The organism is Kitasatospora sp. NBC_01287 (assembly GCF_026340565.1).
In the GTDB taxonomy this organism is placed as follows: Bacteria; Actinomycetota; Actinomycetes; order Streptomycetales; family Streptomycetaceae; genus Kitasatospora.
In genome coordinates this window covers 7,139,353-7,160,062 of record NZ_JAPEPB010000001.1, presented here as the reverse complement: position 1 = coordinate 7,160,062, position 20,710 = coordinate 7,139,353, and the positions used below count along the sequence as shown (strand labels likewise).

The window sequence follows — 20,710 nt, the reverse complement described above, 5'->3', positions numbered from 1 at the left end:
CGCCGTGGCCCCGCCCGCCATGATCGTCTCCTGCCGAGGTGACGGGAGAGGACAGCCGATGAACACGATGAACACACAGCTGAACACAGAAGGGACGCGGGCAGCGCCGAACGGCCTGGCCGTGGCCGCCATGGTGCTGGGCATCATCAGCCTGATCGGCTCGGTCGTCTTCGTCGGCGGTCCGCTCGGCGTCATCGGCCTGGTCCTCGGCGTCCTCGCCCTGCGCAGGGCCAGGCGGACCGGTGCCGGGCGCGGACCGGCCATCGCCGGCACGGTGACGTCGTCCATCGCGATCGTGGTGTCGGTCCTGGTCGTGGTCAGCGCCGTGTGGTTCGCCCACCGGACGCAGAACTGCTACCAGTTCCACAAGGTCCAGCAGTGGCAGCACTGCGTCCACCAGCAGTTCTCCGCCGGCTGACCATCGACCCACCGACGGCCGTCTCACACCACCGTCCGCAGCGGCACCGTCCGCGCGCCCCACTGTCAGGCCGGCACCGTCAGCGGGCCGCCGTCAGCGGGCCGCCGTCAGCCGCCCAGCGCCTTGCCGAGCCGGCGCAGCCCCTCGGCGATCTCCTCGGGGGTGTGGGTGGTGAAGGACATCCGCAGCGCGGCCGCGTCGGCGGGCCCGGCGAAGAACGGCGCGCCGGGCACGTAGGCGACGTCCTGCGCGACCGCCCGGGTCAGCAGGGCGGTCGCGTCGTGCCCGTCCGGCAACCGGACCCAGAGGAACATCCCGCCGGCCGGCCGGTTCCAGCTGCTGCCGGCCGGCAGCGCCTGGGGCAGCCCGGCCAGCAGCGCGTCGCGTCGCGCACGGTAGGCGGCGGTGACCTTGGCCAGGTGCGCGTCCAGGTCGCTGTCCGCCAGGTACCGGGCGGCGGCGGCCTGGTCGACCGTCGAGGTGTGCAGGTCGGCGGCCTGCTTGGCGATCACGCAGGCGCGCCGCAGCGCGGCGGGCGCCCGCAGCCAGCCCAGCCGCAGGCCCGGCGCCAGCACCTTGGAGAAGCTGCCCAGCAGCACCGTGCGGTCGGCCGCCGCCGGGTAGGACGCCAGCCACGGCTCCCGCTCGCCCTCGAACCGCAGCTCGCCGTACGGGTCGTCCTCGACGATCCACACCCCGTGCCGCTCGGCCACCTCGGCGACCGCCCGGCGGCGCGGGCCCGGCATGGTGCGCCCGGTCGGGTTCTGGAAGGTGGGCACCAGGTAGAGCAGCTTGGGCCGCTCGCCGCGCACCAACTCGGCCAGCGCCACCGGGTCGACGCCGTCCGCGTCGGTGGGCACCGGCAGCACCCGGGCACCGGCCAGGCCGAAGCACTGCAGCGCGGCCAGGTAGCTGGGATCCTCCACCAGCACGGTGTCACCGGGTTCCAGCAGCGCGGTGGCCAGCAGTGCCAGCCCCTGCTGCGAGCCGGTGGTGATGATCAGGTCGTCCGCCCCGGTGGCCAGGCCGCCGCCGGTCAGCCGGGCGGCGACCGCGCCCCGCAGCTCGGGGTCACCCTCGGTGGTCGAGTACTGCAGCACCTGGTGCGGCCGCTCGGCGAGCACCCGGTCGTAGGCGGCGCGCAGGCCCGCCGCGTCGAAGAGTTCGGGGGCGGGCAGACCGCCGGCGAAGGAGATGACCTCCGGCCGGGCGGTCAGCGCCAGGATCTCGCGGACCGGTGACGCACCGACGCTGGCGGCGCGCGCGGCTAGGGCAGGGGCATCGGCTCGGTTGCTCATGGCCGTCAGCCTAGGCAACCCGGCCATGCGGTGACACCCCTGCCCGCATCCCGGTCACCTCCCGGTGATGCCCCCCGCAGGGGCATCACCGGGAGGCGACTGACGCACCGTCAGATCGTGGCGGTGTCGATCACGAAGCGGTAGCGCACGTCGCTCTTCAGCACCCGCGCGTAGGCCTCGTTGATCTGGTTCGCCGCGATCACCTCGATATCGGCACCGATGCCGTGCTCGGCGCAGAAGTCCAGCATCTCCTGGGTCTCCTTGATGCCGCCGATCATCGAGCCGGCCAGCGACTTGCGCTGACCGATCAGCGCGAAGCAGGCCACCGGCATCGGCTCCTCGGGCGCGCCGACCTGCACCATGGTGCCGTCGGTGCGCAGCAGGCCCAGGTAGGCGTTGAGGTCCAGGTCGGCCGAGACGGTGTTGAGGATCAGGTCGAAGGTGCCGGCCAGCCGCTCGAAGGTGGCCGGGTCGCTGGTCGCGTAGTAGTGGTCCGCACCCAGCCGCAGGCCGTCCTCGCGCTTGCTCAGCGTCTGGCTGAGCACCGTGACCTCGGCGCCCAGCGCGTGGGCGATCTTGACGCCCATGTGCCCGAGCCCGCCCAGGCCCACCACGGCGACCTTCTTACCCGGACCCGCGTGCCAGTGCGCGAGCGGCGAGTAGGTGGTGATGCCGGCGCAGAGCAGGGGCGCGGCCTCGTCCAGGCCCAGGCCCTCGGGGATCCGCAGCACGTAGTTCTCGTCCACCACGATGTGGGTCGAGTAACCGCCGTGGTTCGGCGTGCCGTCGCGGCCCTCGGCGTTGTAGGTGCCCACCATGCCGCCGGCGCCGGTGCAGTACTGCTCCAGGCCCGCACGGCAGTTGTCGCACTCGCGGCAGGAGTCGACGAAACAGCCGACGCCGACCCGGTCACCGACCGCGTACCCGGTGACCCCGGCGCCGACCTCGGCGACCACGCCCGCGATCTCGTGGCCCGGGACCATCGGGAAGGTGCCGATGCCCCAGTCACCGTTGACCTGGTGGATGTCGGAGTGGCAGATGCCGGCGAACTTGATGTCGATCAGCACGTCGTGCTCGCCCAGCGCACGACGGGGGATGGTGGTCTTCTCCAGCGGGGCGCTCGGGGCGGGGGAGGCATAGGCGGCGACAGTGGTCTGTGTCATGACACCAAGCTTGCCGCCTCCCCGCGCCCGCAACCAGGGCCGCGCCCAACGTACGCACGCGGTTCGTACCACTGGCAGTGGCACCCTGCCGGGCGGGCGGCGCCGCCGGTCATACTGGACGGATGGACCAGCGCACCGAACTGAGCGAGTTCCTCCGGTCCCGGCGGGCCCGGCTGCAGCCCCAGGACGTCGGGCTCGCCCACTACGGCGGCCGCCGCCGGGTGCCCGGGCTGCGCCGGGAGGAGTTGGCGCAGCTGGCCGGGGTCAGTGTCGCGTACTACACGCGGCTCGAACAGGGTCACGCAGAGAACGTCTCCACCACCGTGCTCGACGCGATCGCCGGCGCGCTGCGGCTCACCCCGGCCGAGCGCGAGCACCTCTCCCGCCTGGTCCGCCCGGTCTCCGGACGCTCGCGCGCCACCGTGCGCCCGCAGCGGATCCGGCCCGAACTGCAGCAGCTGCTGGACACCATGCACCCGGTCCCCACCTGCGTGCTGGGCCGGCGCCTCGACGTGCTCGCCTGGAACCCGCTGTACTGCGCGCTCTTCGGCGACTACGCGACGCTGCCGCCGGAGCAGCGCAACCTGGCCTGGCAGCTCTTCCGCGACCCGGCCTCGCGCGAGCTCTTCGTCGACTGGGACGGCAAGGCCGCCGACGTGGTCGCCAGCCTGCGCCTGGAGGCCGGCCGGTATCCGGACGACCCCCGGCTGTGCGCGCTGGTCGGCGAACTCTCGGTGAAGAGCGAGGACTTCCGCCGGCTCTGGGCGATCTACAACGTGCACGACAAGGGGCACGGCAGCAAGGAGCTGCACCACCCGGTCGTCGGCCGGCTCCTGCTGCGCTACGAGACCCTCGCGCTGCCGGCCGACCCCGACCAGGTGCTGCTCACCTACCACGCCGAACCCGGATCCGCCTCGGCCGAGTCGCTGCGGCTGCTGGCCAGCTGGTGGGCCAGCTCCGAGGAGCCCGAAGGCTCCAGGGCCCGCTGAACCAGGGCCCGCTGAACCAGGGCCCGTTGAACCCCTCAGGTCGGCCAAGTCCGTCGGCGCCCGGCGGGAATTGTCAGACAGACCCTAGGCCGGTTCCACCACGTCCACCAGCACCTTGCCGACCACCGCGCTCTCCACCGCCGCGTGGGCGTCGGCGGTCTTGGCCAGCGGGAAGCGGTGCAGCGGCAACCCCGCCGCCTCACCCACCCGCAGCGCCCCGTCGGCCACCGCCGCCGCGACCGCCGCCACGCCATGCTCCTTGGCCTCGGCGGGCAGGGTGTAGACGAGGATGCCCTGCCAGCGCAGATTGGCGTCCATGAACTCGCGGATCGGATAGCTGACCACCGGGCCGTTGTTCACCGCGTAGCAGGCGATCACCGCGTTCGGCGCGGCCACCGCGTGGTCGAGCACCGCGTTCTGCGCGGGCGAGACCTCCACGATCACGTCCACCCCGGCCGGTGCCAGCGCGCGGATCGCGGCGGCGGCGTCCTCGGCCCGGTAGTCGACCACGTGGTCGGCGCCCGCCGCCCGGGCCAGCGCCGCCTTGGCCGGACCGCTGACCGTGGTCAGCACTCGCGCCCCGGCCCACCGGGCCAGCTGGACGGCCGCGTTGCCGACCGCGCCGGCACCGCCCGCGACCAGCACCGTGCGCCCCACCAGCACGCCCGGGGCCAGCCGCTCGGGCCCCCGGTCGGCCACCGTCAGGGCCCGGTGCGCGGTCAGCGCGGGGATGCCCAGCGCGGCGCCGAGCTCGAAGGAGGCCGCCGCGGGCAGCGCGACGGCCTGGCGCTGCGGGAGCACCGTGTACTCCTGGGCGGTGCCGTCGGCCCGCAGCCGGGCGGCCTCCCAGATCCAGACCCGCTCGCCGACCCGCGCCGGGTCCACCCCCGGGCCGACCGCGTCAACCACGCCGGCGCCGTCCTGGTTCGGCACCTGCGCGGTGATCCCGGGGGCCAGGCCCGCCGTGCGGCTCTTCCAGTCGGTCGGGTTGACCCCGGAGACGTGCACCCTGACCCGGACCTCGCCGGGGCCCGGCTCCGGCAGCGGCCGCTCGACCAGGGTGAGCACTTCGGGGCCGCCGCCGGTCGTGTAGACGATCGCCTTCATGCGCAGTCAACTCCGTTGCTCGGGTGCGGACGTGACGGGCCTTGCCCGCACTCACGCTACCCGAACACGATGGTGACACACCGTCAGCGATCGGCCGGTGCGGCCGGCCCGACGGGACCGGCGCATCCCCGTCCCGGCGCATCCCCGTCCCGGCACACCCCCGTCCCGGCACACCCCCGTCCCGGCACACCCCGGTTCAGTACACCCCGGTTCAGTACACCAGGTAGGCCGGTCGCCGCCCCTCGTCGTCGATCTCCCCGGCCGCCTGGGCCCGCAGCTTGTGCGAGAGGTCGTCCAGCGCCCGCCAGGCGGCCACCTCCTCGCCGATCCTGGCCAGCGGCCGGTCGGCCGCGCTGCGCAGCGCCTCGCCGTGGCCGGCCAGTCCCGGGGCGCGGGCCCCGACCAGCCGGGCCTCACACATCGTGTGCACCCCGTCTTCCTCGAAGCTCAGCTCGACATCCCAGTGGTTTCGCATGGCGCGCCTCCTGCTCCCCTCCAGCCTGAACCCGACGGGCCGGGGTCGGCAAACGCCCGCGCTCGTCACCAGGGGGAGCGAGCGGTCGTCCGCCCTCACCCCGTCGGCCCCCTTTCCAGCCCCTGTCGGCCCTCCTTTACCGGGATCCCTTGTCGGCGCCCGGCCCGACTGAGGATGATCTGACGGTACGTCCGCTGACCTCCGCCGCTTCCCCTGGAGCCGCCATGCCGATCCTGCCCGAACCACCGGAACTCCCCGAGCCGCCCGAGCTGCCGGAGCCCGAGCTGCCCGAACCGCCCGACCTGCCGGAGCCCGGAGAGCTGCCCGACATCCCGCGGCTGCCGGTCCCCCACCTGCCCCGACCCGGCCGGCTGCCGGAACCGCCCGACCTGCCCGCACCCCCCGAGCTACCGCAGCCCCCAGCGCTCCCCGAACCGCCGGAGTTGCCGGAGCCGCCCGAACTCCCCGACCCGCCGCGGCCGTGACCCCCGGCCCCCCGATGACCCAGCGCCTGGCCCTGTTCGACCTGGACAACACCCTGCTCGACCGCGATGCCGCCTTCGCTCGCTGGGCGGCCGGATTCGCCGCCGAGCACCGGCTCGACGAAGCGGCGCACAGCTGGCTGCTGCGGCAGGACGCGGCGCACCGGGGGCCGCGCGGCGGCTACTTCCAGGCGGTGCACGCGCGGTTCGGGCTCGGCGGCTCGGCGGACGAGCTCTGGGCCGGCTACCGGCGCCGGATGCCCGAGCTGGTGGCCTGCCGTCCGGCCGATCTGGCCGCGCTCGCCGAACTGCGCGCCGCGGGCTGGCGCACGGCGATCGTCACCAACGGCCGGACGGACAACCAGCAGGCCAAGATCCGCCGTACCGGGCTGGCCGACCTGGTCGACGCCTGGTGCGTCTCGGAGCGCGAGGGCCTGCGCAAGCCGGACCCGGCCCTCTTCGCCCTGGCCGCGCGACGCTGCGGCGCCGATCCGGCCGCCGGGGGCTGGATGACCGGCGACAGCGCCGAGGACGACATCGCCGGCGGCCGCGCGGCCGGGCTGCGCACCGTCTGGATCCACCGGGGCCGGCCCTGGCCGGCCGCCTCGGCTGCGACCGCCCCGGACCACGCGGTCGAGCGCGTCGCCGACGCCGTCCGGCTCCTGCTCGCGCGCGCCTGAGCTCCGCCGGCCGCCCCGGGGAACCACAGGCCGCCGACCCCGGTCAACGGCCTGCGGTCAGCGGCCTGTGATCAGCGGCCTGTGATCAGCTCTCCGGGGCCGCCCCGGGCCGGACGAAGGCGCCCTGGTGGGCGGCGGTACTGGTGATCAGCGCCACCCGGTCCGCGAAGGCCTCGTCGACCGGATCCCGGGTGAAGAAGATCCGGTGGTGCACGTGCCCGGAGACGGTGCGGATCACCTCGATCCCGACCGTGCCGCCGGGCAGTTCGCCGCGCGCCACCGCCCGGTCCACCACCGCGCCCCACTCGTGGTCGGCCCGGTCGATGAAGGCGTGCAGCGCGGTGCCGGCCTGGCCTCCGGGGTCGGCGGCCGCGGCGGCGACGATCGCGCAGAACGCCGGGCCGATGGTCGGATGGGCGAAGCCGGTGGCCAGCGCCCGCGCGTAGCCGCGCAGGTCGGCGTCGAGGTCGCCGGTCTCGGTCAGCGGGACGGCGTCCTCGCCGATCCTGCTCAGCAGGTCGGCCACCAACCCGGGGCCACCGCCCCAGCGACGGTAGAGGGTGGCCCGGCCGACCCCAGCGCGCTCGGCGACCCGCTCCAGGCTGAGCCCCCCGTAACCGCGTTCCGCGATTTCGGCCATGGCGGCGTCGAGCACGGCCGCGCGGGTGCGCGCGGTGCGGCCGCCGGGGCGGGAAGTTCCTCCGACGGGATTCAAATGAGACTCCTGTCTTGTTAGTGGTGTGGATCGTGCTATCTTCTGCTGCACCACAAACGATACCCATGTCTCGTTAGAGTCGCGCACTCAAGCATCCGGCACCGGCAGAGGAGAGCCCCCATGAGCACCCCCACCATCAGCGCCCCGGAAACCATCACCCCCGACACCAGCACCCCTCCCACCGGCACCCCCGCCCCCCGCGGCGGCGCCACCACGCGCGACGAGCGCTTCGCCTTCGGCATGTCGGTGCTCAACGAGATCGACGGCGACGCCGGCGGGCGGGTGATCGACTCACTCGCCGACGTCAGCCCCGAACTCGCCCACACCGTCGGCGCCTGGGCCTTCGGCGAGATCTACGCCCGCCCCGCCCTGCCGCCGCGCGAGCGGCAGCTGGTCACGCTCGGCATCCTGACCGCGCTCGGCGGCTGCGAGGCCCAGCTCGCCGTGCACGTCAACGCCTCGCTCAACGTCGGGCTGACCCCCGAGGAGATCGTCGAGGCGATGCTGCACGCCGCCGTCTACTGCGGGGTGCCACGCGCGCTCAACGCCACCTTCGCGGCCAAGCACGTCTTCGCCGAGCGCGACCTGCTGCCGGTCCGGCAGAACTGACGCTCAGGCCGGTCGGTCCAAGTCGGTCTCGCGCTACCGGCCGGGCTCCGGTCCGCCCCCGCCCGCCGCGAGCGCCTCGGCGGCCCGGCGCCGGACCCGGTCGACCGCGGCGCAGCCGTCGAAGGCCACCGCGACCCGGATCAGCCACTCCGCCTCCGCGTCCACCGTCCCGGGGCCCGGGACGGGCTGCGGCACCCCGGTCACCGTGGCGGTGGGGCAGCGCTGCCCGGCCCGCGCCGCCTCCAGCGCGGCGGCCAGCGTCGCCGCCTCCACCTCCGCACCATCCAGTTCCGCGCCGTCCAGTTCCGCGCCGTCCAGTTCCGTGCCGTCCAGTTCCGCGCCAGCCCTCCCCGCAACCCGCCCCGCACCCGGCGCCGGGCCGCCCGCCTCGGCGACCCAGCCCGCCACCCGCTCCCCCGCGTACGGGCGCAGCGCCAGCTGCCCGTCCCGGATCTCGATGATCCGCCGGTAGAGCGCGAACTCCGCGTCCCGCAGGGCCGGTCGGCGCCCGCCGGCCCCCTCTCCGAGCGCGATCTGCGGCATCACCAGGTGCAGCGCCTCCCAGAGCGGACCGAGCGCCGCGTACCGCCGCCGCGCGCGCCACCAGCGCACGGGGGCGGTGAGCCGCGTGCCCCAGCGGGTGCCGCCCCACATCGTCACGGTGGCCCCGCTGATCGTCAGCCCGGCGCAGAGGACCCCGAGCACGTCGGAGACGGTGTCCTCGCCGGCCTTCTGCTGGGCGTGCAGCAGCACGTCGCGCACGTCGTCCAGGGCCCAGGCGCTCCACAGCACCCCGACCACCGCCGCCAGCGTCATCAGCCGCAGGCCGGTGCGCAGCAGGCCCCGGCCGGTGAGCCGGGCCTGGCGGGCGAGCACCGAGCCGAGCACCAGCAGGCAGCAGACCGAGTGGCCGCCGAAGAGCAGGTCGTAGCCGGCCAGTGGCCAGCGCCGGCCGCCGCTCACCATGAACTCCTGTCCCTGGTCGGCGATCCGGGCGGCCCGGAAGAGCAGCGCCAGGCAGCCGGGCACCGCGATCACGGCCACCGTCCAGCGCCGCAGCCGGGCCCGCGCCGCGCCGGGATCACCGCGCGGCCCCTGGAGCAGCAGCGCGATCAGCACCAGCAGGCCCACCGCGACGGTCTTCAGCAGATCCCCGAGCAGCAGGGTGAGTTCCCGGTTCGAGCCGATGCTCGCCGCTGCCAGGGTGCTGGGGGCCAGCGCCACCAGCCCCGCCCCCATGCAGAGCGCGAACCCGCCCGCGAAGAGGTTGACCAGGTCACCCCGCCAGTTGCGCAGCGCGGCGAACCGCTGGGCGGCGAAGGCCAGGAAGAGCGCTGCGGAGCCGTACTCGGCCAGGTCGGCCGCACCCGCCCCGGCCACTAGCCGCCCCCCGGTCTCCCGAAGACCGACTCGGTCCAGGAGGCCGCACCGCCCCCGCGCCGGTCGGCGTCCAGCTGCGCCCGGTGCAGGATCAGCGAGGCGAGGAGCTCCGCCTCCCGCTCCTGCGGCTCGGTGTAGACCGTGCGCCCGAGCACCCGGTGCACCAGCTCCGAACTCAGGTGCGGCAGCAGCGTCCTGCTCGCGGGGGCACTCTCGTCGTGCCGGCAGATCAGGTGCGCCGCCTCGTGCAGCAGGATGTGCCGCTGGTGCAGCGGGGTGGTGTCGGCGGAGTAGAGGATGCAGTCCGCCTGGTCGGTGGTGACCAGCAGGCCGCACGGCAGGTTGGGGCGCCCGCTGACCGCGATCAGCTCGATCGGCCGGCCGCGCCGCTCGGCCAGCCCCTCGACGAACCGCACGGCGTCGAACGGATCCGGTAACTCGAGCTCGGCCACCGTCTGCTGACACCGCTGCCAGATCCGCCCGCGTCGCGCCCGCCGCCCGAACACCCTTGCTCGCCCCCTTCGCCGCAGCGGGCTCCCCCGCCGCGGGCCTCCCCGCCGGCCGCCGGCACCAGGCCGGCCCGCCGCTTCGCTCAGCCCTTCCCGCTGCCGCCCTCGCGCCGCGCGATCACGTCGATCATGTCGCTGATCGTCCCCACGCCCTCCGGCGAGAGGTTGACCGCGCGCAGCGCGACGCTGCGCACCCCGGCGTCGCGCAGGGCGCCGAGCAGCTCCAGTTCCTGGGCGATGACGGCGCCCTGGTCGTCATCGAAGAAGTAGGCCACCGGGACCTGGAAGAACTGGGCCAGCGCCTCCAGATGCCGCTTGGTCGGATTGTCGCGCCGACCGGTGCGCAACTGCCAGAGGTAGGTGGCTGAGAACGTCTCGCCGGTCGCCTCGCGGCAGGCCTTGGCGACCTCCTCGTGGCTGTACTGCTCCCGGTTGGGGCGGCGGACGACCCGGAACAGGCCGTCGATCTTCTCCGCCAGCGTGGTCGTCGAACCCGTGGCCGCGCAGGCCTCTGTCGTGATCGTGGTTCCGTTCACTGTCCCGTGCTCCGTCGTCACAGCCCCCGTGGCCCCGTCCCCCGTCGTCGTCCCCGTCGTCGTCCCCGTCGTCGTCCCGGTCGTCGAAGTCCCGGTCCCGGCGTCAGGCGCCGTTCCCCGTACCGCGTCCTCGGCTTCCGTCATGGCACACCTCCCGGCCCTCCTGGCATGCACGGGCCTGACGTTAGATGGCGTTCATCGTAGTTCACGTTGTGACCCGCTGTCAGCGTGGTGGTTCCGGTACTGCCGAACCGCTCAGGCACCATGCGCCACAAGGCCGGGAGCGGTTCGCGGGGGGTCGCCGCGCGCCGTTCGAGCGGCGATTTCGCTGACGGAGCGTCAGCATGCCGAGCGCCGTCCCGAGCACCGGGTCCGCTTCGCCAGATGGTTGATCGGTCACCTTTCCGCCGGCCCTCTCCCGACCTGCCCCCCAGCGCTCCCGCCGGCCCTCCCCCGACCCGCCGCCGGCACGCCCCCCAGCGCTCCCGCCGGCCCTCCCCCGACCCGCCGCCGGCACGCCCCCCAGCGCTCCCGCCGCATCGCCGCGCCGCCGCGCCGCCGACCCCCCGCCCCTCGGGCACCGCGGCCGAGGCGGCCGACCCCGGCCGCGGTGCCCGGGCTGCTCCCGCCGGGCGGTGGGAAAATGGCCGGGCGGGGATCGCGCCTCCGAGCGGAGGGTCGTGGCATGGGCGAAGTCGAGCACGAGGGCCAGGTGGGCGGCGGCGCCGTCCGCTCCGAGGGGCTGCTCATGGTCCCGATCGCCACCGCCCTGATCCAGCACGACGGGCGGATCCTGCACTGGAGCGCGGACGCCGAGGCCCTGCTCGGGTACAGCTCCGCGCAGGCCGTCGGCGCGCCCGCCGCGCGGCTGCTGGCCGGCGAGGGCGACCGGGACGAGGTGCTCGCGCTGTTCGACCGGATCCTGGCCGGAAACCCCTGGTCAGGGGTGTTCCCGGTGCTCCACCGGGAGGGCCACTACGTCAACCTGGAGTTCCGCACCCACCCGGTGACCGGCCCGGACGGCCGCCCGCTGGTGCTCGCGGTCGCCTCCGACGTCACCGCACTGCGCCGGATCCAGGCCGACCTCGCGGTGCTGGACGGATTTTTCACCCAGTCGCCGGTAGGCATGGCCGTCTATGACGACCAGCTGCGCTTCGTGCGGCTCAACGAGGCACTGGCCCGGATCAACGGCGTCCCGGTGGCCGAGCACCTGGGCCGCCGGATCACCGAGATCCTGCCGGGGATCAACGCGGTCGAGATCGAGGGCGTGATGCGGCACGTGCTGGCCACCGGCGAGCCGGTGCTGGACGCCCGCTCGCACGGGCGCACCGCGGGCGACCCGGGGCACGACCACGCCTGGTCGGCCTCCTACTTCCGGCTGGAGGACCCGCCCGGGCAGGTCCTCGGGGTCAGCTCGACCATCGTGGACGTCACCGGGCGCTACCTGGCCGAGTCGCGCGCGGCCCGGGCCCAGGAGCGGCTCACCCTGATGGTCGATGCCACCGCCTCGATCGGCACCACGCTCGACCTGCGCCGCACCGCCGAGGAGCTGGCGGAGGCGATCGTCCCCCGGGTGGCCGACCTGTGCGGGGTCTTCGCCCTGGAGCGGCTGGTCAGCGGCGACGGGGACGACACCGGCCTGACCCCGGTCCGCCGGCTGGCCCTGGCCAGCGACGACCCCGGCTACCCGGTCGGCTTCCTGCCGGTGGACGCGGTCCACGACATCGACCCCGGCTCGCCCTACGCCCGGGCGATGGCCGGCGGACGCACCGTGGTGGTCCCGTCCTGGGACCTGGAGCCGCTCACCGACGACATGCGCGCCGAGTCGCTCAAGGCCTACTGGGGCGGGCGCTCACGCTCGGTGCGGATCACCCCGCTGACCGCGCGCGGCTCGGTGCTCGGCATGGTGGTCTACTCGCGGCGCGGCGAGCGCGAGTCCTTCGCCGAGGCGGACATCACGCTGGGTGACGAGCTGGCCTCGCGGGCGGCGGTGGCGATCGACAACGCCCGCCTCTACACCCGCGAGCGCGAGGCCGCCGAGGACCGGCGCCGGGCGCTGGACGAGGCCCAGACGGCCACCCAGCGGCTGGCCCTGCTGAACGAGGCCAGCTCGCGGATCGGCACCACGCTGGATCTGCAGCGCACCGCCGAGGAACTGGTCGAGGTGGTCATCCCGCGGTTCGCCGACTTCGTCACGGTGGACCTGCTGGACGCGGTGCTGCAGGGCGACGAGACCCCGGTGGTGCCGCCCTCCGGCTCGGCGACGATGCGCGCGGTGGCGGTCGGCGAGCTCGGCCCGGGCGGCCGGCTGACCGGCGCGGCCGATCCGGTGGGCGGCACCTCGCAGTCGGCCCAGCTGTACGCGCAGAGCCTGCGCAGCGGCCGCTCGATCCTGGTGGCCGAGGTGGACCGGGAGGCGCTGACCCGGATCGTGGCCGCGCCGGACCGGGTCCAGCCCGCCCTGGACGCCGGCATGCACTCCTACCTGATGGTCCCGCTGGTGGCCCGCGGCCGGGTGCTCGGCGGCGCGGAGTTCATGCGGATGCGCAACCCGGAGCCGTTCACCGCGGCGGACGTCGCGCTCGCCGAGGAGCTGGCCGCCCGCGCGGCCGTCTGCATCGACAACGCGCGGCTCTACCGGCGCGAGCGGGACACCGCGCTGACCCTGCAGCGCAGCCTGCTGCCGCAGCGGGTGCACAACCCGCCGGGTCTGGAGATCGCGCACCGCTACCTGCCGGCCAGCCAGCTCAGCGAGGTGGGCGGCGACTGGTTCGACGTGGTGCCGCTCTCCTGCGGGCGGGTGGCGCTGGTGGTCGGCGACGTGACCGGGCACGGGCTGCGGGCGGCGGCCATGATGGGCCAGCTGCGCACGGTGGCGCGCACCCTGATCACCCTGGACATGGACCCGGCCCGGGTGCTGCGGCGGCTGGACGAGGCGGCGGCCACCGCCGGCGAGGGCGCGGGCGAGGGGCAGTACGCGACCTGCGTCTGCGTGGTGCTGGACCCGGTGGAGCGGGCCTGCACGGCGGCCTGCGCGGGCCACGTGCCGCCGGTGGTCGCCACGGCGGACGGCTCGGCGCGGCTGCTGGACCTGCCGCCGGGTGCGCCGCTGGGGGTGGGCGGGGTGCCCTTCGAGAGCGTCGAGTTCGCGCTGCCGGAGGGCGGGCTGCTGGTGCTCTGCACCGACGGGCTGATCGAGCGCCGGGACCGCGACCTGGACGCCGGGCTGGAACTGCTGCGCGCCACGGTGGCCGCCCAGCACGACAGCAGCCTGGAGCGCTCCTGCGACGCGGTGCTGGCCTCGCTGATCACCGGCACCCGGGAGGACGACATCGCGGTGATCATGGCCCGCTCGCGTCCGCTGGGCCCCGACCGGATCGCCACCCTCTCGCTGACCGGCGACCGCGCGATGGTCGGCCACGCCCGGCGGTTCGCCCGGCGCACGCTGGACGGCTGGGGCCTGTCCGCGCTGGTCGACCAGACCGAGCTGCTCACCAGCGAGCTGATCACCAACGCGCTGGTGCACGCCGGCGCCCCCACCCAGCTGCGGCTCTTCCGCAACCAGGCGCTCACGGTGGAGGTCGCCGACGTGGACGGGCACGCCCCGACGCTGCGCCGGGCCCTGGAGGACGACGAGGGCGGGCGCGGGATGCACCTGGTGAACGAGCTGGCGCACCGCTGGGGCAGCCGGGGCACCCCGCTCGGCAAGGTGGTCTGGTTCGAGCTGGAGCTGCCGCTGGGCAACCCCGGCTGACCCGGCCGTTCCCGGGCGAGGGGGCCGGCCCCCTCGCCCGGGGTGGGCCCGGCGCGGAGTGGGCCCCGCCCGGTCAGTCCTGCCAGCCCGCCGCCGATCCGGTGAGCCGCTCGCGCAGCTCGCGCTTGAGCAGCTTGCCCGAGGCGTTCTTCGGCAGCGCCGGCGCGAAGTGCACGGCCTTGGGCGTCTTGTAGGCGGGCAGCCGCTCGCGGACCCAGGCGATCAGCTCGGCGGCGCCGACCGGCTCGCGGAGCACCACCACCGCGGTGACCGCCTCGATCCAGCGCGGGTGCGGCGTGCCGATCACGGCCGCCTCGGCGACCGCCGGGTGCGCGTAGAGCACGTCCTCCACCTCGCGGGAGGCCACCAGCACGCCACCGGTGTTGATCACGTCCTTGAGCCGGTCCACCACGTAGAGGTAGCCGGCGGCGTCCCGGCGGACCAGGTCGCCGGAGTGGAACCAGTCGCCCTCGAAGGCGGCCGCGCTCTCCTCGGGCTTGTCCCAGTAGCCGGTGCAGAGCTGCGGGGAGCGGTAGAGCACCTCGCCGACCTGGTCGGGGCCGACCTCGGCGCCCGCCTCGTCCACCACCTTGACCTCGACGAAGAGCACCGGCCGCCCGGCCGAGTGGGGGCGCTCGACGTGCTCCTCGGGGCGCAGCACGGTGGTGAGCGGGCCGACCTCGGACTGGCCGAAGGCGTTGTAGAAGCCGGTGCCCGGCAGCGCCTCGCGCAGCCGGGCGAGCACGGGGGCGGGCATGATCGAGGCGCCGTAGTAGGCCTTGGCCAGCGCGCCCAGCCCGGCGGCCGCGAAGTCCGGGTGGGCCGCGATCGCCGTCCACACGGTGGGCGGGGCGAAGAAGCTGGTGAGCCGGTGGCGCTCCAGGCGGGCCAGCAGCTCGGCCGGGTCGGGCGCGGCGAGCAGGTGGTTCTCGGCGCCGAGCAGCAGGTAGGGCAGCAGGAAGACGTGCAACTGGCCGGAGTGGTAGAGCGGCAGCGCGTGCAGCGGGCGGTCCCGCTCGGTGAGGTCGAGCGCGACGACGGCCGAGAGGTACTCGTGCAGCAGGGCCCGGTGGGTCATCATGGCGCCCTTGGGCGCGGCGGTGGTGCCGGAGGTGTAGAGCAGCTGGACCAGGTCGGTGTCGCGGACCTGGACCTCCAGCACCGGCACCGGGCCTGCGCTCGCCGCCGCGTGCAGCTCGGCCAGGTCGGCGGCGGGCAGCGGGGCGAGCGCGGCGGCCGCCGGGGCGTACTCGGTGTCGTGCAGCAGCAGCGAACTGCCCGACTGCGAGGTGAAGTAGCGCAGTTCGTCCTGGGTCGCGTTGTAGTTGACCGGCACGTGGACCAGACCGGCCCGACCGCAGGCCAGGAAGAGGATCAGGTAGGTGTCGGAGTTGCGGCCGAGCGCGGCCACCCGGTCGCCGGGGCGCAGGCCGCGGGCCAGCAGCCAGCCGGCGGCGCGGGTGACGGCGTCGTCCAGCTCCCGGTAGGTCCAGTGGCGGTCGGCGAAGTGCAGCGCGACGCGGTCGGGCACCCGGGCGGCGGACCGGCGCAGGATGTCCGGAACAGTACTGGCGTGAGTGAGCTCCATGCCGCTGGGTATATCCCCGCACACCGCGGGTGACGCCGTGTCGCACCGGCCTTGACGAACGCTTGACCTGATGATTCGTCAGCGTACGTCCAGTTGTTCGGTCATTATGTTGCGATCTTCATAAAAAAGCCACGGCGCGTCGACCTACGACAGGGCCTCTGATCTGGGATTGTCCGTATAGCGGACGTCCAACTCCGCTCTCCCTGTTGCCCGATGTATGTCAACCCTCTTGTCGTGGCGGTCACCGACACGATGGAATGCCTGAGCTTGTCGGGACGGGCGTTCCAGAAGCACGCGTGCGTCCGACCCCGGTACGCGCGATCTGGCCGCGCCCCCTGACGTCTTATCAGACGAAGGGATGTTCATGATCGGCTGGCGCAAATCGCAGCTCGCAGCCGTCACGCTCACCGCCGCCTCCGTTGTCCTGGCCTTCGGGACCAGCGCGAGCGGCGCACCCACCGTCCCCGCCCCGAACGCCCAGGCGGTTTCGGACAGCGGTGCCCCGGCCCCGGTGATCGTGATTCTCAAGGACCAGCTCTCCAGCACCCCGGCCGACGCCGGCCACCTGGACGCGCGCAAGAAGCAGGCGGGCCAGGACCAGGCGCCGCTGCTGGCCAAGGTCAAGGCCAACGGCGGTTCCGACATCAAGAGCTTCGTGGTCGGCAACGCCTTCTCGGCCACGGTCAGCCCCGCGCTGCGGGCTCAGCTCGCCGCCGACCCCACCGTCGCCTCGGTGATCGACGACCAGACGATCAAGGTGACGCCGCCGGCCCCGACCAAGGCCGGCACCGACAACGGCACCAACGCCGGCACCGCGCCCACCACGGGCGCCAAGGCCAACACCCAGGCCGCCGCCGCGCCGACCGCCAAGGGCAGCACCTACGACCCGAACGCGGTCTGCCCCAGCGACCCCAGCCAGCCGCTGCTGGAGCCCGAGGCGCTCTACTCCACCCACACGGAGAGCACGCCCGGCCAGCCGGGCGCGCACGAGATCGCCGACGGCACGGGCGTCAAGGTCGCGTACATCGCGGACGGCCTGGACCCCAACAACCCGGACTTCATCCGCCCCGACGGCTCCCACGCCGTGGTGGACTACCAGGACTTCTCCGGCGACGGCTTCTTCGCCCCCTCGGGTGCGGCGGAGGCCTTCGGTGACGCCTCGGCGATGATCGCCCAGGGCCGCCAGACCTACGACGTCTCGAAGTTCGTCAACCCGAGCCACCCGCTGCCGGCCGGCTGCAACATCCGGGTCGAGGGCATCTCGCCCGGCGCCTCGCTGGTCGCGCTCAAGGCCGGTGGCGACCTGTTCCCGAACTCCGCGATCCTGCAGTCGATCGACTACGCGGTCACGGTGGCGCACGTCGACGTGCTGAACGAGTCGTTCGGCAGCAACATCACCCCGGACAGCGGCGCGCACGACACCATCTCGCTCTTCAACGACATGGCGGCCGCGGCCGGCGTCACGGTGACCGTCTCCTCCGGTGACGCGGGCGTCAACGGCACCATCGGCACCCCGTCCACCGACCCCAACGTGATCAGCGCCGGGGCCTCGACGGACAACCAGAACTACGCGCAGACCGGCTACGCGGCCTTCCAGTTCTCCAACGGGACCTGGGCGAACGACCGGATCTCGGCGCTCTCCTCGGGCGGCATCACCCAGGGCGGCCGGACCGTCGACCTGGTCGCGCCGGGCGAGTCGGACTGGGCGCTCTGCTCGCCCGACATCTCCATCTACACCGAGTGCACCAACTTCAACGGCCAGGGCTCGGGCATCCAGCCCTTCGGCGGCACCAGCCAGGCCGCGCCGCTGACCGCCGGCGCCGCCGCCGACGTCATCCAGGCGTACCGGGACAGCCACAACGGCGCCTCCCCGACGCCCGCCCTGGTGAAGAAGTTCCTTACCGGCACCGCCGCCGACCTCGGCCTGCCGGCCGACGAGCAGGGCGCCGGTCTGCTGAACGTGCGCGCCGCCGTCGAGGCCGCCAGCGGCTACCAGAGCCCGACCGGCGCCACCGCCAGCAACACCGTCGCGGTGACCACCGGCCAGGTCGACCTGACCGGCCAGGCCGGCTCGACCCACACCACCGACGTCACCGTGGTGAACACGAGCGCCAAGCCGCAGACCGTCTCCGCCTCCACCCGCGTCTTCGCGCCGCTGGCGGACTCGCAGCAGACGGTGCAGATCAACTCCTCGACCGACCCGCAGTTCCCCTACGCCACCAACGGCGCTCCGTGGGTCGCGCACAAGGTCACCTTCAACGTCCCGGCCGGCGCCGACCGACTGGCCGCGTCCATCGCGTGGCAGGGCGCTCCGCAGGCCTCCGGCAGCAACACCGTGACCCCCGTGGTCCGGCTCACCCTGCTGGACCCGTCGGGCCGGTTCGAGACCAACACCCGTCCGCAGGGCGGCGCCACCTCGCCGAACTTCGGCCTGGTGGACGTCCCGCACCCGACCGCGGGCACCTGGACCGGCATCCTCTACACCCCGGCGGGCACCAACGGCTTCACCGGCCCGGTGCAGCTGGACACCGCCACCCAGCGCGCGGTCCCGGCCGGCGCGGTCAGCCCGCAGGTCACCGACCTGAAGCCGGGTCAGACCAAGACGCTGCACGTGCAGGTGACCACCCCGGCGGCCGGCGGTGACGCCAGCGAGTCGGTCGTGATCGCCGGCTCCAACGGCGCCACCACCAGCGTCCCGGTCGTGCTGCGCAGCCTGGTTCCGCTGAACGGCACCACGGGCACCTTCACCGGCACCATCACCGGTGGCAACGGGCGCGCCTCCTCCCCGGCGCAGTCCTTCGCCTGGTCCTTCGACGTGCCCAAGGGCCACAAGGACCTGCGGGTCGGCGTGACCGTCGCGCAGGACCCGAAGCTCGTCATGCAGGGTGTGCTGATCAGCCCCAACGGCACCCCGATCGACGCCGAGAGCAACGCGGTCAGCGACAGCTCGGGCAACATCCTGTCCACCGGCGCGGGCGCGTCGGCCACCACGGTCGACCCGGCCGCCGGCCGCTGGCGCTTCGTGCTCAACGTGCTCAACCCGGTCAGCGGCGCGGAGCTGGGCCAGGCGTTCACCGGTGTGGTGGGCCTGGACCAGAACCAGGTCAGCGCCGCGGGCCTGCCCAACAGCGCCGGCAGCAAGCTGCCGGCCGGCAAGCCGGTCACGGTCAACGTGCAGTACACCAACAACACCGCGGCCACCCAGTCGCTGCAGGCCGACGGCCGGCTCACCAACCGGGTGAACCTGCCGCTGGTCCCGATCGGCACCTCGGCGACGGTCAACCTGCCGCTCTCCACCAGCAGCACGGTGCCGGCCTTCCTGGTGCCCCCGGGCACCGACACCCTGACCGGTGTGGCGGCCTCCACCACCCCGGGCCAGTTCGAGCTCAGCGGCGCCACCGGCTCGCCGGACATCTTCGGTGACCTGAAGAAGGCCCAGGACGGCTCGACCATCTCCACGGTGACCGACAACGGCAGCGCCGCGCAGCCGATCGTGCCGGGCTTCTGGAGCACCTACGTGCAGCAGATCGGCCCGTTCCCGACCAGCGGCGCCCCCAAGGGCACCTCGACCCTGAGCGCCTCGGCGCACACCCTGGCGTTCGACCCGGCGCTGTCCTCCAGCACCGGCGACCCGTACGCCGCCGCGTACAACGCCACCGCGCCGGCCGTCACCCCGGTGACCGTCGCGCCCGGTGCGACCGGCTCCCTGCAGGTCACCCTGACGCCCAAGGGCGCCAAGGGCAGCGTGGTGCACGGCGTGCTCTACCTGGTCTCCGGCCCGGGTGGCGGCTTCCTCTCCAACTCGCAGTACGCGACCACCGGGTCCGTGCTGGCGGAGATCCCGTACAGCTACACCGTCAACTGATGAACGGTTGGCAGTCGACGGTTGGCAATCGACGGTTGGCAACTGACGGCTGGCAACTAACAGCTGACGGCTGACAACTGACAGAATCGTGATTCTGTCATCGCGACAGCCGCGCGCCGAGGCCGTCCCCGCACCGCGGGGGCGGCCTCGGCCGTTGGAGCGGCGCGCCGGTGTGGCACCCTCGTGGGGTGAACCCCGCAGCTCAGCGCCACCGCAACCCGATCGGCGCCCACGTCCCGGTGGCCGGACGCGGTCTGGTCGGCACCGGGCTCGCCTACAACGAGAAGATCGGCGGCGAGGCGGTCCAGGTCTTCGTGGCCAACCCGCGCGGCTGGGCCACCCCGGCGGGCGACCCCGCGCAGGACGCGGCCTTCCGGGCCGCCTGCGCCGAGGCCGCGATCCCGGCCTACGTGCACGCGCCGTACCTGATCAACTTCGGCTCCGACAGCCCCGCCACCCGCGAGCGCTCCACCGCCTCGCTGCGCCACTCGCTGCGGCGCGGCCACGCGATCGGCGCGCTGGGCGTGGTGGTGCACACCGGCTCCGCCGTCGGCACCGCGCCGGACGGCTCCTCCCGCCGCACCGAGGCGATGGCCCAGGTGCGGGCGGACGTCCGCCCGCTGCTGGCGGAGTTGGACGCGCTCGGCGAGGACGCGCCCTGGCTGCTGCTGGAGCCCACCGCCGGGCAGGGGCGCTCGCTCTGCTCCCGGCTGGAGGAACTGGCCGAGTACGCCGAGGCGCTGGACCACCACCCCAGGGTCGGGGTCTGCCTGGACACCTGCCACGCCTTCGCCGCCGGACACGACCTGGCCGAACCGGGCGGGGTGGCGAAAGCGCTGGACGTGCTGACGGCCGCGATCGGCCCCGGGCGGCTGAAGCTGATCCACGCCAACGACTCCAAGGACGTGGCCGGCGCCCGCAAGGACCGGCACGCCAACATCGGCGACGGCCACATCGGCGCCGAGCCCTTCCGCGAGCTCCTCGCCCACCCCGCCACCGCCGGCGTTCCGCTGATCCTGGAGACCCCCGACCGCAGCGCCGCCCCCGGCTTCGGGCATGCGGCGGACGTGGCCACACTCAAGGAGCTGCGGGCAGAGACACGGAAGCTCGGCGGAGACCTCTCCGCCGAGCTTCCGTCCTGA

The 20,710-nt window shown here is 74.1% G+C and carries 17 protein-coding genes; 8 read left to right on the top strand and 9 right to left on the bottom strand.

What is annotated here, in order from left to right; translation table 11 throughout:
* Window positions 1-58 precede the first annotated feature (58 nt).
* A complete protein-coding gene (locus OG455_RS31405; RefSeq protein WP_266299527.1) occupies window positions 59-418 on the top strand; it encodes a DUF4190 domain-containing protein in 360 nt (119 codons plus the stop codon).
* 107 nt (window positions 419-525) lie between these two features.
* Here OG455_RS31405 and OG455_RS31400 read toward each other — a convergent pair whose 3' ends face one another.
* Together OG455_RS31400 and OG455_RS31395 are read right to left on the bottom strand one after the other, a co-directional pair.
* Window positions 526-1,716 carry a PLP-dependent aminotransferase family protein gene (locus OG455_RS31400; protein ID WP_266299526.1) on the bottom strand — a complete coding sequence of 397 codons (1,191 nt, stop codon included), beginning with the start codon at window positions 1,714-1,716 and terminating at the stop codon, window positions 526-528.
* 110 nt (window positions 1,717-1,826) lie between these two features.
* Window positions 1,827-2,879, bottom strand: coding sequence for an NAD(P)-dependent alcohol dehydrogenase (locus OG455_RS31395; protein ID WP_266299524.1), 1,053 nt, complete (start codon window positions 2,877-2,879; stop codon window positions 1,827-1,829).
* Window positions 2,880-3,001: 122 nt separating this feature from the next.
* On the opposite strand from OG455_RS31395, the gene OG455_RS31390 reads away from it, so the two are divergent.
* Window positions 3,002-3,868 (top strand): helix-turn-helix domain-containing protein, encoded by an 867-nt coding sequence (locus OG455_RS31390; RefSeq protein WP_266299522.1) that lies wholly within the window; start codon window positions 3,002-3,004, stop codon window positions 3,866-3,868.
* Window positions 3,869-3,952: 84 nt separating this feature from the next.
* Here OG455_RS31390 and OG455_RS31385 read toward each other — a convergent pair whose 3' ends face one another.
* Both OG455_RS31385 and OG455_RS31380 read right to left on the bottom strand, forming a co-directional pair.
* Window positions 3,953-4,975, bottom strand: a complete 1,023-nt coding sequence (locus OG455_RS31385; RefSeq protein ID WP_266299520.1) for an NADPH:quinone reductase — start codon at window positions 4,973-4,975, stop codon at window positions 3,953-3,955.
* A gap of 211 nt (window positions 4,976-5,186) precedes the next feature.
* A complete protein-coding gene (locus OG455_RS31380; protein WP_266299518.1) occupies window positions 5,187-5,450 on the bottom strand; it encodes a dsRBD fold-containing protein in 264 nt (87 codons plus the stop codon).
* 224 nt (window positions 5,451-5,674) lie between these two features.
* Between OG455_RS31380 and OG455_RS31375 the strand changes: the two genes are divergently transcribed.
* Both OG455_RS31375 and OG455_RS31370 read left to right on the top strand, forming a co-directional pair.
* Window positions 5,675-5,935 (top strand): hypothetical protein, encoded by a 261-nt coding sequence (locus OG455_RS31375; protein WP_266299516.1) that lies wholly within the window; start codon window positions 5,675-5,677, stop codon window positions 5,933-5,935.
* A gap of 14 nt (window positions 5,936-5,949) precedes the next feature.
* Window positions 5,950-6,612 (top strand): HAD family hydrolase, encoded by a 663-nt coding sequence (locus OG455_RS31370; protein ID WP_266299514.1) that lies wholly within the window; start codon window positions 5,950-5,952, stop codon window positions 6,610-6,612.
* 85 nt (window positions 6,613-6,697) lie between these two features.
* Here the strand turns inward: OG455_RS31370 and OG455_RS31365 are convergent, their stop codons facing one another.
* The gene (locus tag OG455_RS31365) at window positions 6,698-7,327 is read right to left on the bottom strand and encodes a TetR/AcrR family transcriptional regulator (RefSeq protein ID WP_266299512.1); all 630 of its coding nucleotides are present in this window, start codon (window positions 7,325-7,327) and stop codon (window positions 6,698-6,700) included.
* Window positions 7,328-7,567: 240 nt separating this feature from the next.
* Between OG455_RS31365 and OG455_RS31360 the strand changes: the two genes are divergently transcribed.
* Window positions 7,568-7,936, top strand: a complete 369-nt coding sequence (locus tag OG455_RS31360; protein WP_266301025.1) for a carboxymuconolactone decarboxylase family protein — start codon at window positions 7,568-7,570, stop codon at window positions 7,934-7,936.
* Window positions 7,937-7,969: 33 nt separating this feature from the next.
* Here the strand turns inward: OG455_RS31360 and OG455_RS31355 are convergent, their stop codons facing one another.
* The 3 genes from OG455_RS31355 to OG455_RS31345 form a co-directional block, all read right to left on the bottom strand.
* Window positions 7,970-9,316, bottom strand: coding sequence for an MAB_1171c family putative transporter (locus OG455_RS31355; protein WP_266299510.1), 1,347 nt, complete (start codon window positions 9,314-9,316; stop codon window positions 7,970-7,972).
* The gene (locus tag OG455_RS31350; RefSeq protein ID WP_266299508.1) at window positions 9,316-9,768 is read right to left on the bottom strand and encodes a ParH-like protein; all 453 of its coding nucleotides are present in this window, start codon (window positions 9,766-9,768) and stop codon (window positions 9,316-9,318) included. The genes OG455_RS31355 and OG455_RS31350 overlap by 1 nt, the downstream gene beginning before the upstream one ends.
* Window positions 9,769-9,908: 140 nt before the next feature.
* On the bottom strand, window positions 9,909-10,361 hold the full coding sequence (locus OG455_RS31345; RefSeq protein ID WP_266299506.1) for a helix-turn-helix domain-containing protein: 453 nt from the start codon (window positions 10,359-10,361) through the stop codon (window positions 9,909-9,911).
* Between the two features lie 685 nt (window positions 10,362-11,046).
* On the opposite strand from OG455_RS31345, the gene OG455_RS31340 reads away from it, so the two are divergent.
* Window positions 11,047-14,115 carry a SpoIIE family protein phosphatase gene (locus OG455_RS31340; RefSeq protein WP_266299504.1) on the top strand — a complete coding sequence of 1,023 codons (3,069 nt, stop codon included), beginning with the start codon at window positions 11,047-11,049 and terminating at the stop codon, window positions 14,113-14,115.
* Between the two features lie 73 nt (window positions 14,116-14,188).
* Here OG455_RS31340 and OG455_RS31335 read toward each other — a convergent pair whose 3' ends face one another.
* A complete protein-coding gene (locus OG455_RS31335) occupies window positions 14,189-15,703 on the bottom strand; it encodes a fatty acyl-CoA synthetase (protein ID WP_266299502.1) in 1,515 nt (504 codons plus the stop codon).
* Window positions 15,704-16,061: 358 nt separating this feature from the next.
* On the opposite strand from OG455_RS31335, the gene OG455_RS31330 reads away from it, so the two are divergent.
* Both OG455_RS31330 and OG455_RS31325 read left to right on the top strand, forming a co-directional pair.
* Window positions 16,062-19,568: a S8 family serine peptidase gene (locus OG455_RS31330; RefSeq protein WP_266299500.1), complete on the top strand. Its 3,507-nt coding sequence runs from the start codon at window positions 16,062-16,064 to the stop codon at window positions 19,566-19,568.
* A gap of 188 nt (window positions 19,569-19,756) precedes the next feature.
* The gene (locus OG455_RS31325; RefSeq protein WP_266299498.1) at window positions 19,757-20,710 is read left to right on the top strand and encodes a deoxyribonuclease IV; all 954 of its coding nucleotides are present in this window, start codon (window positions 19,757-19,759) and stop codon (window positions 20,708-20,710) included.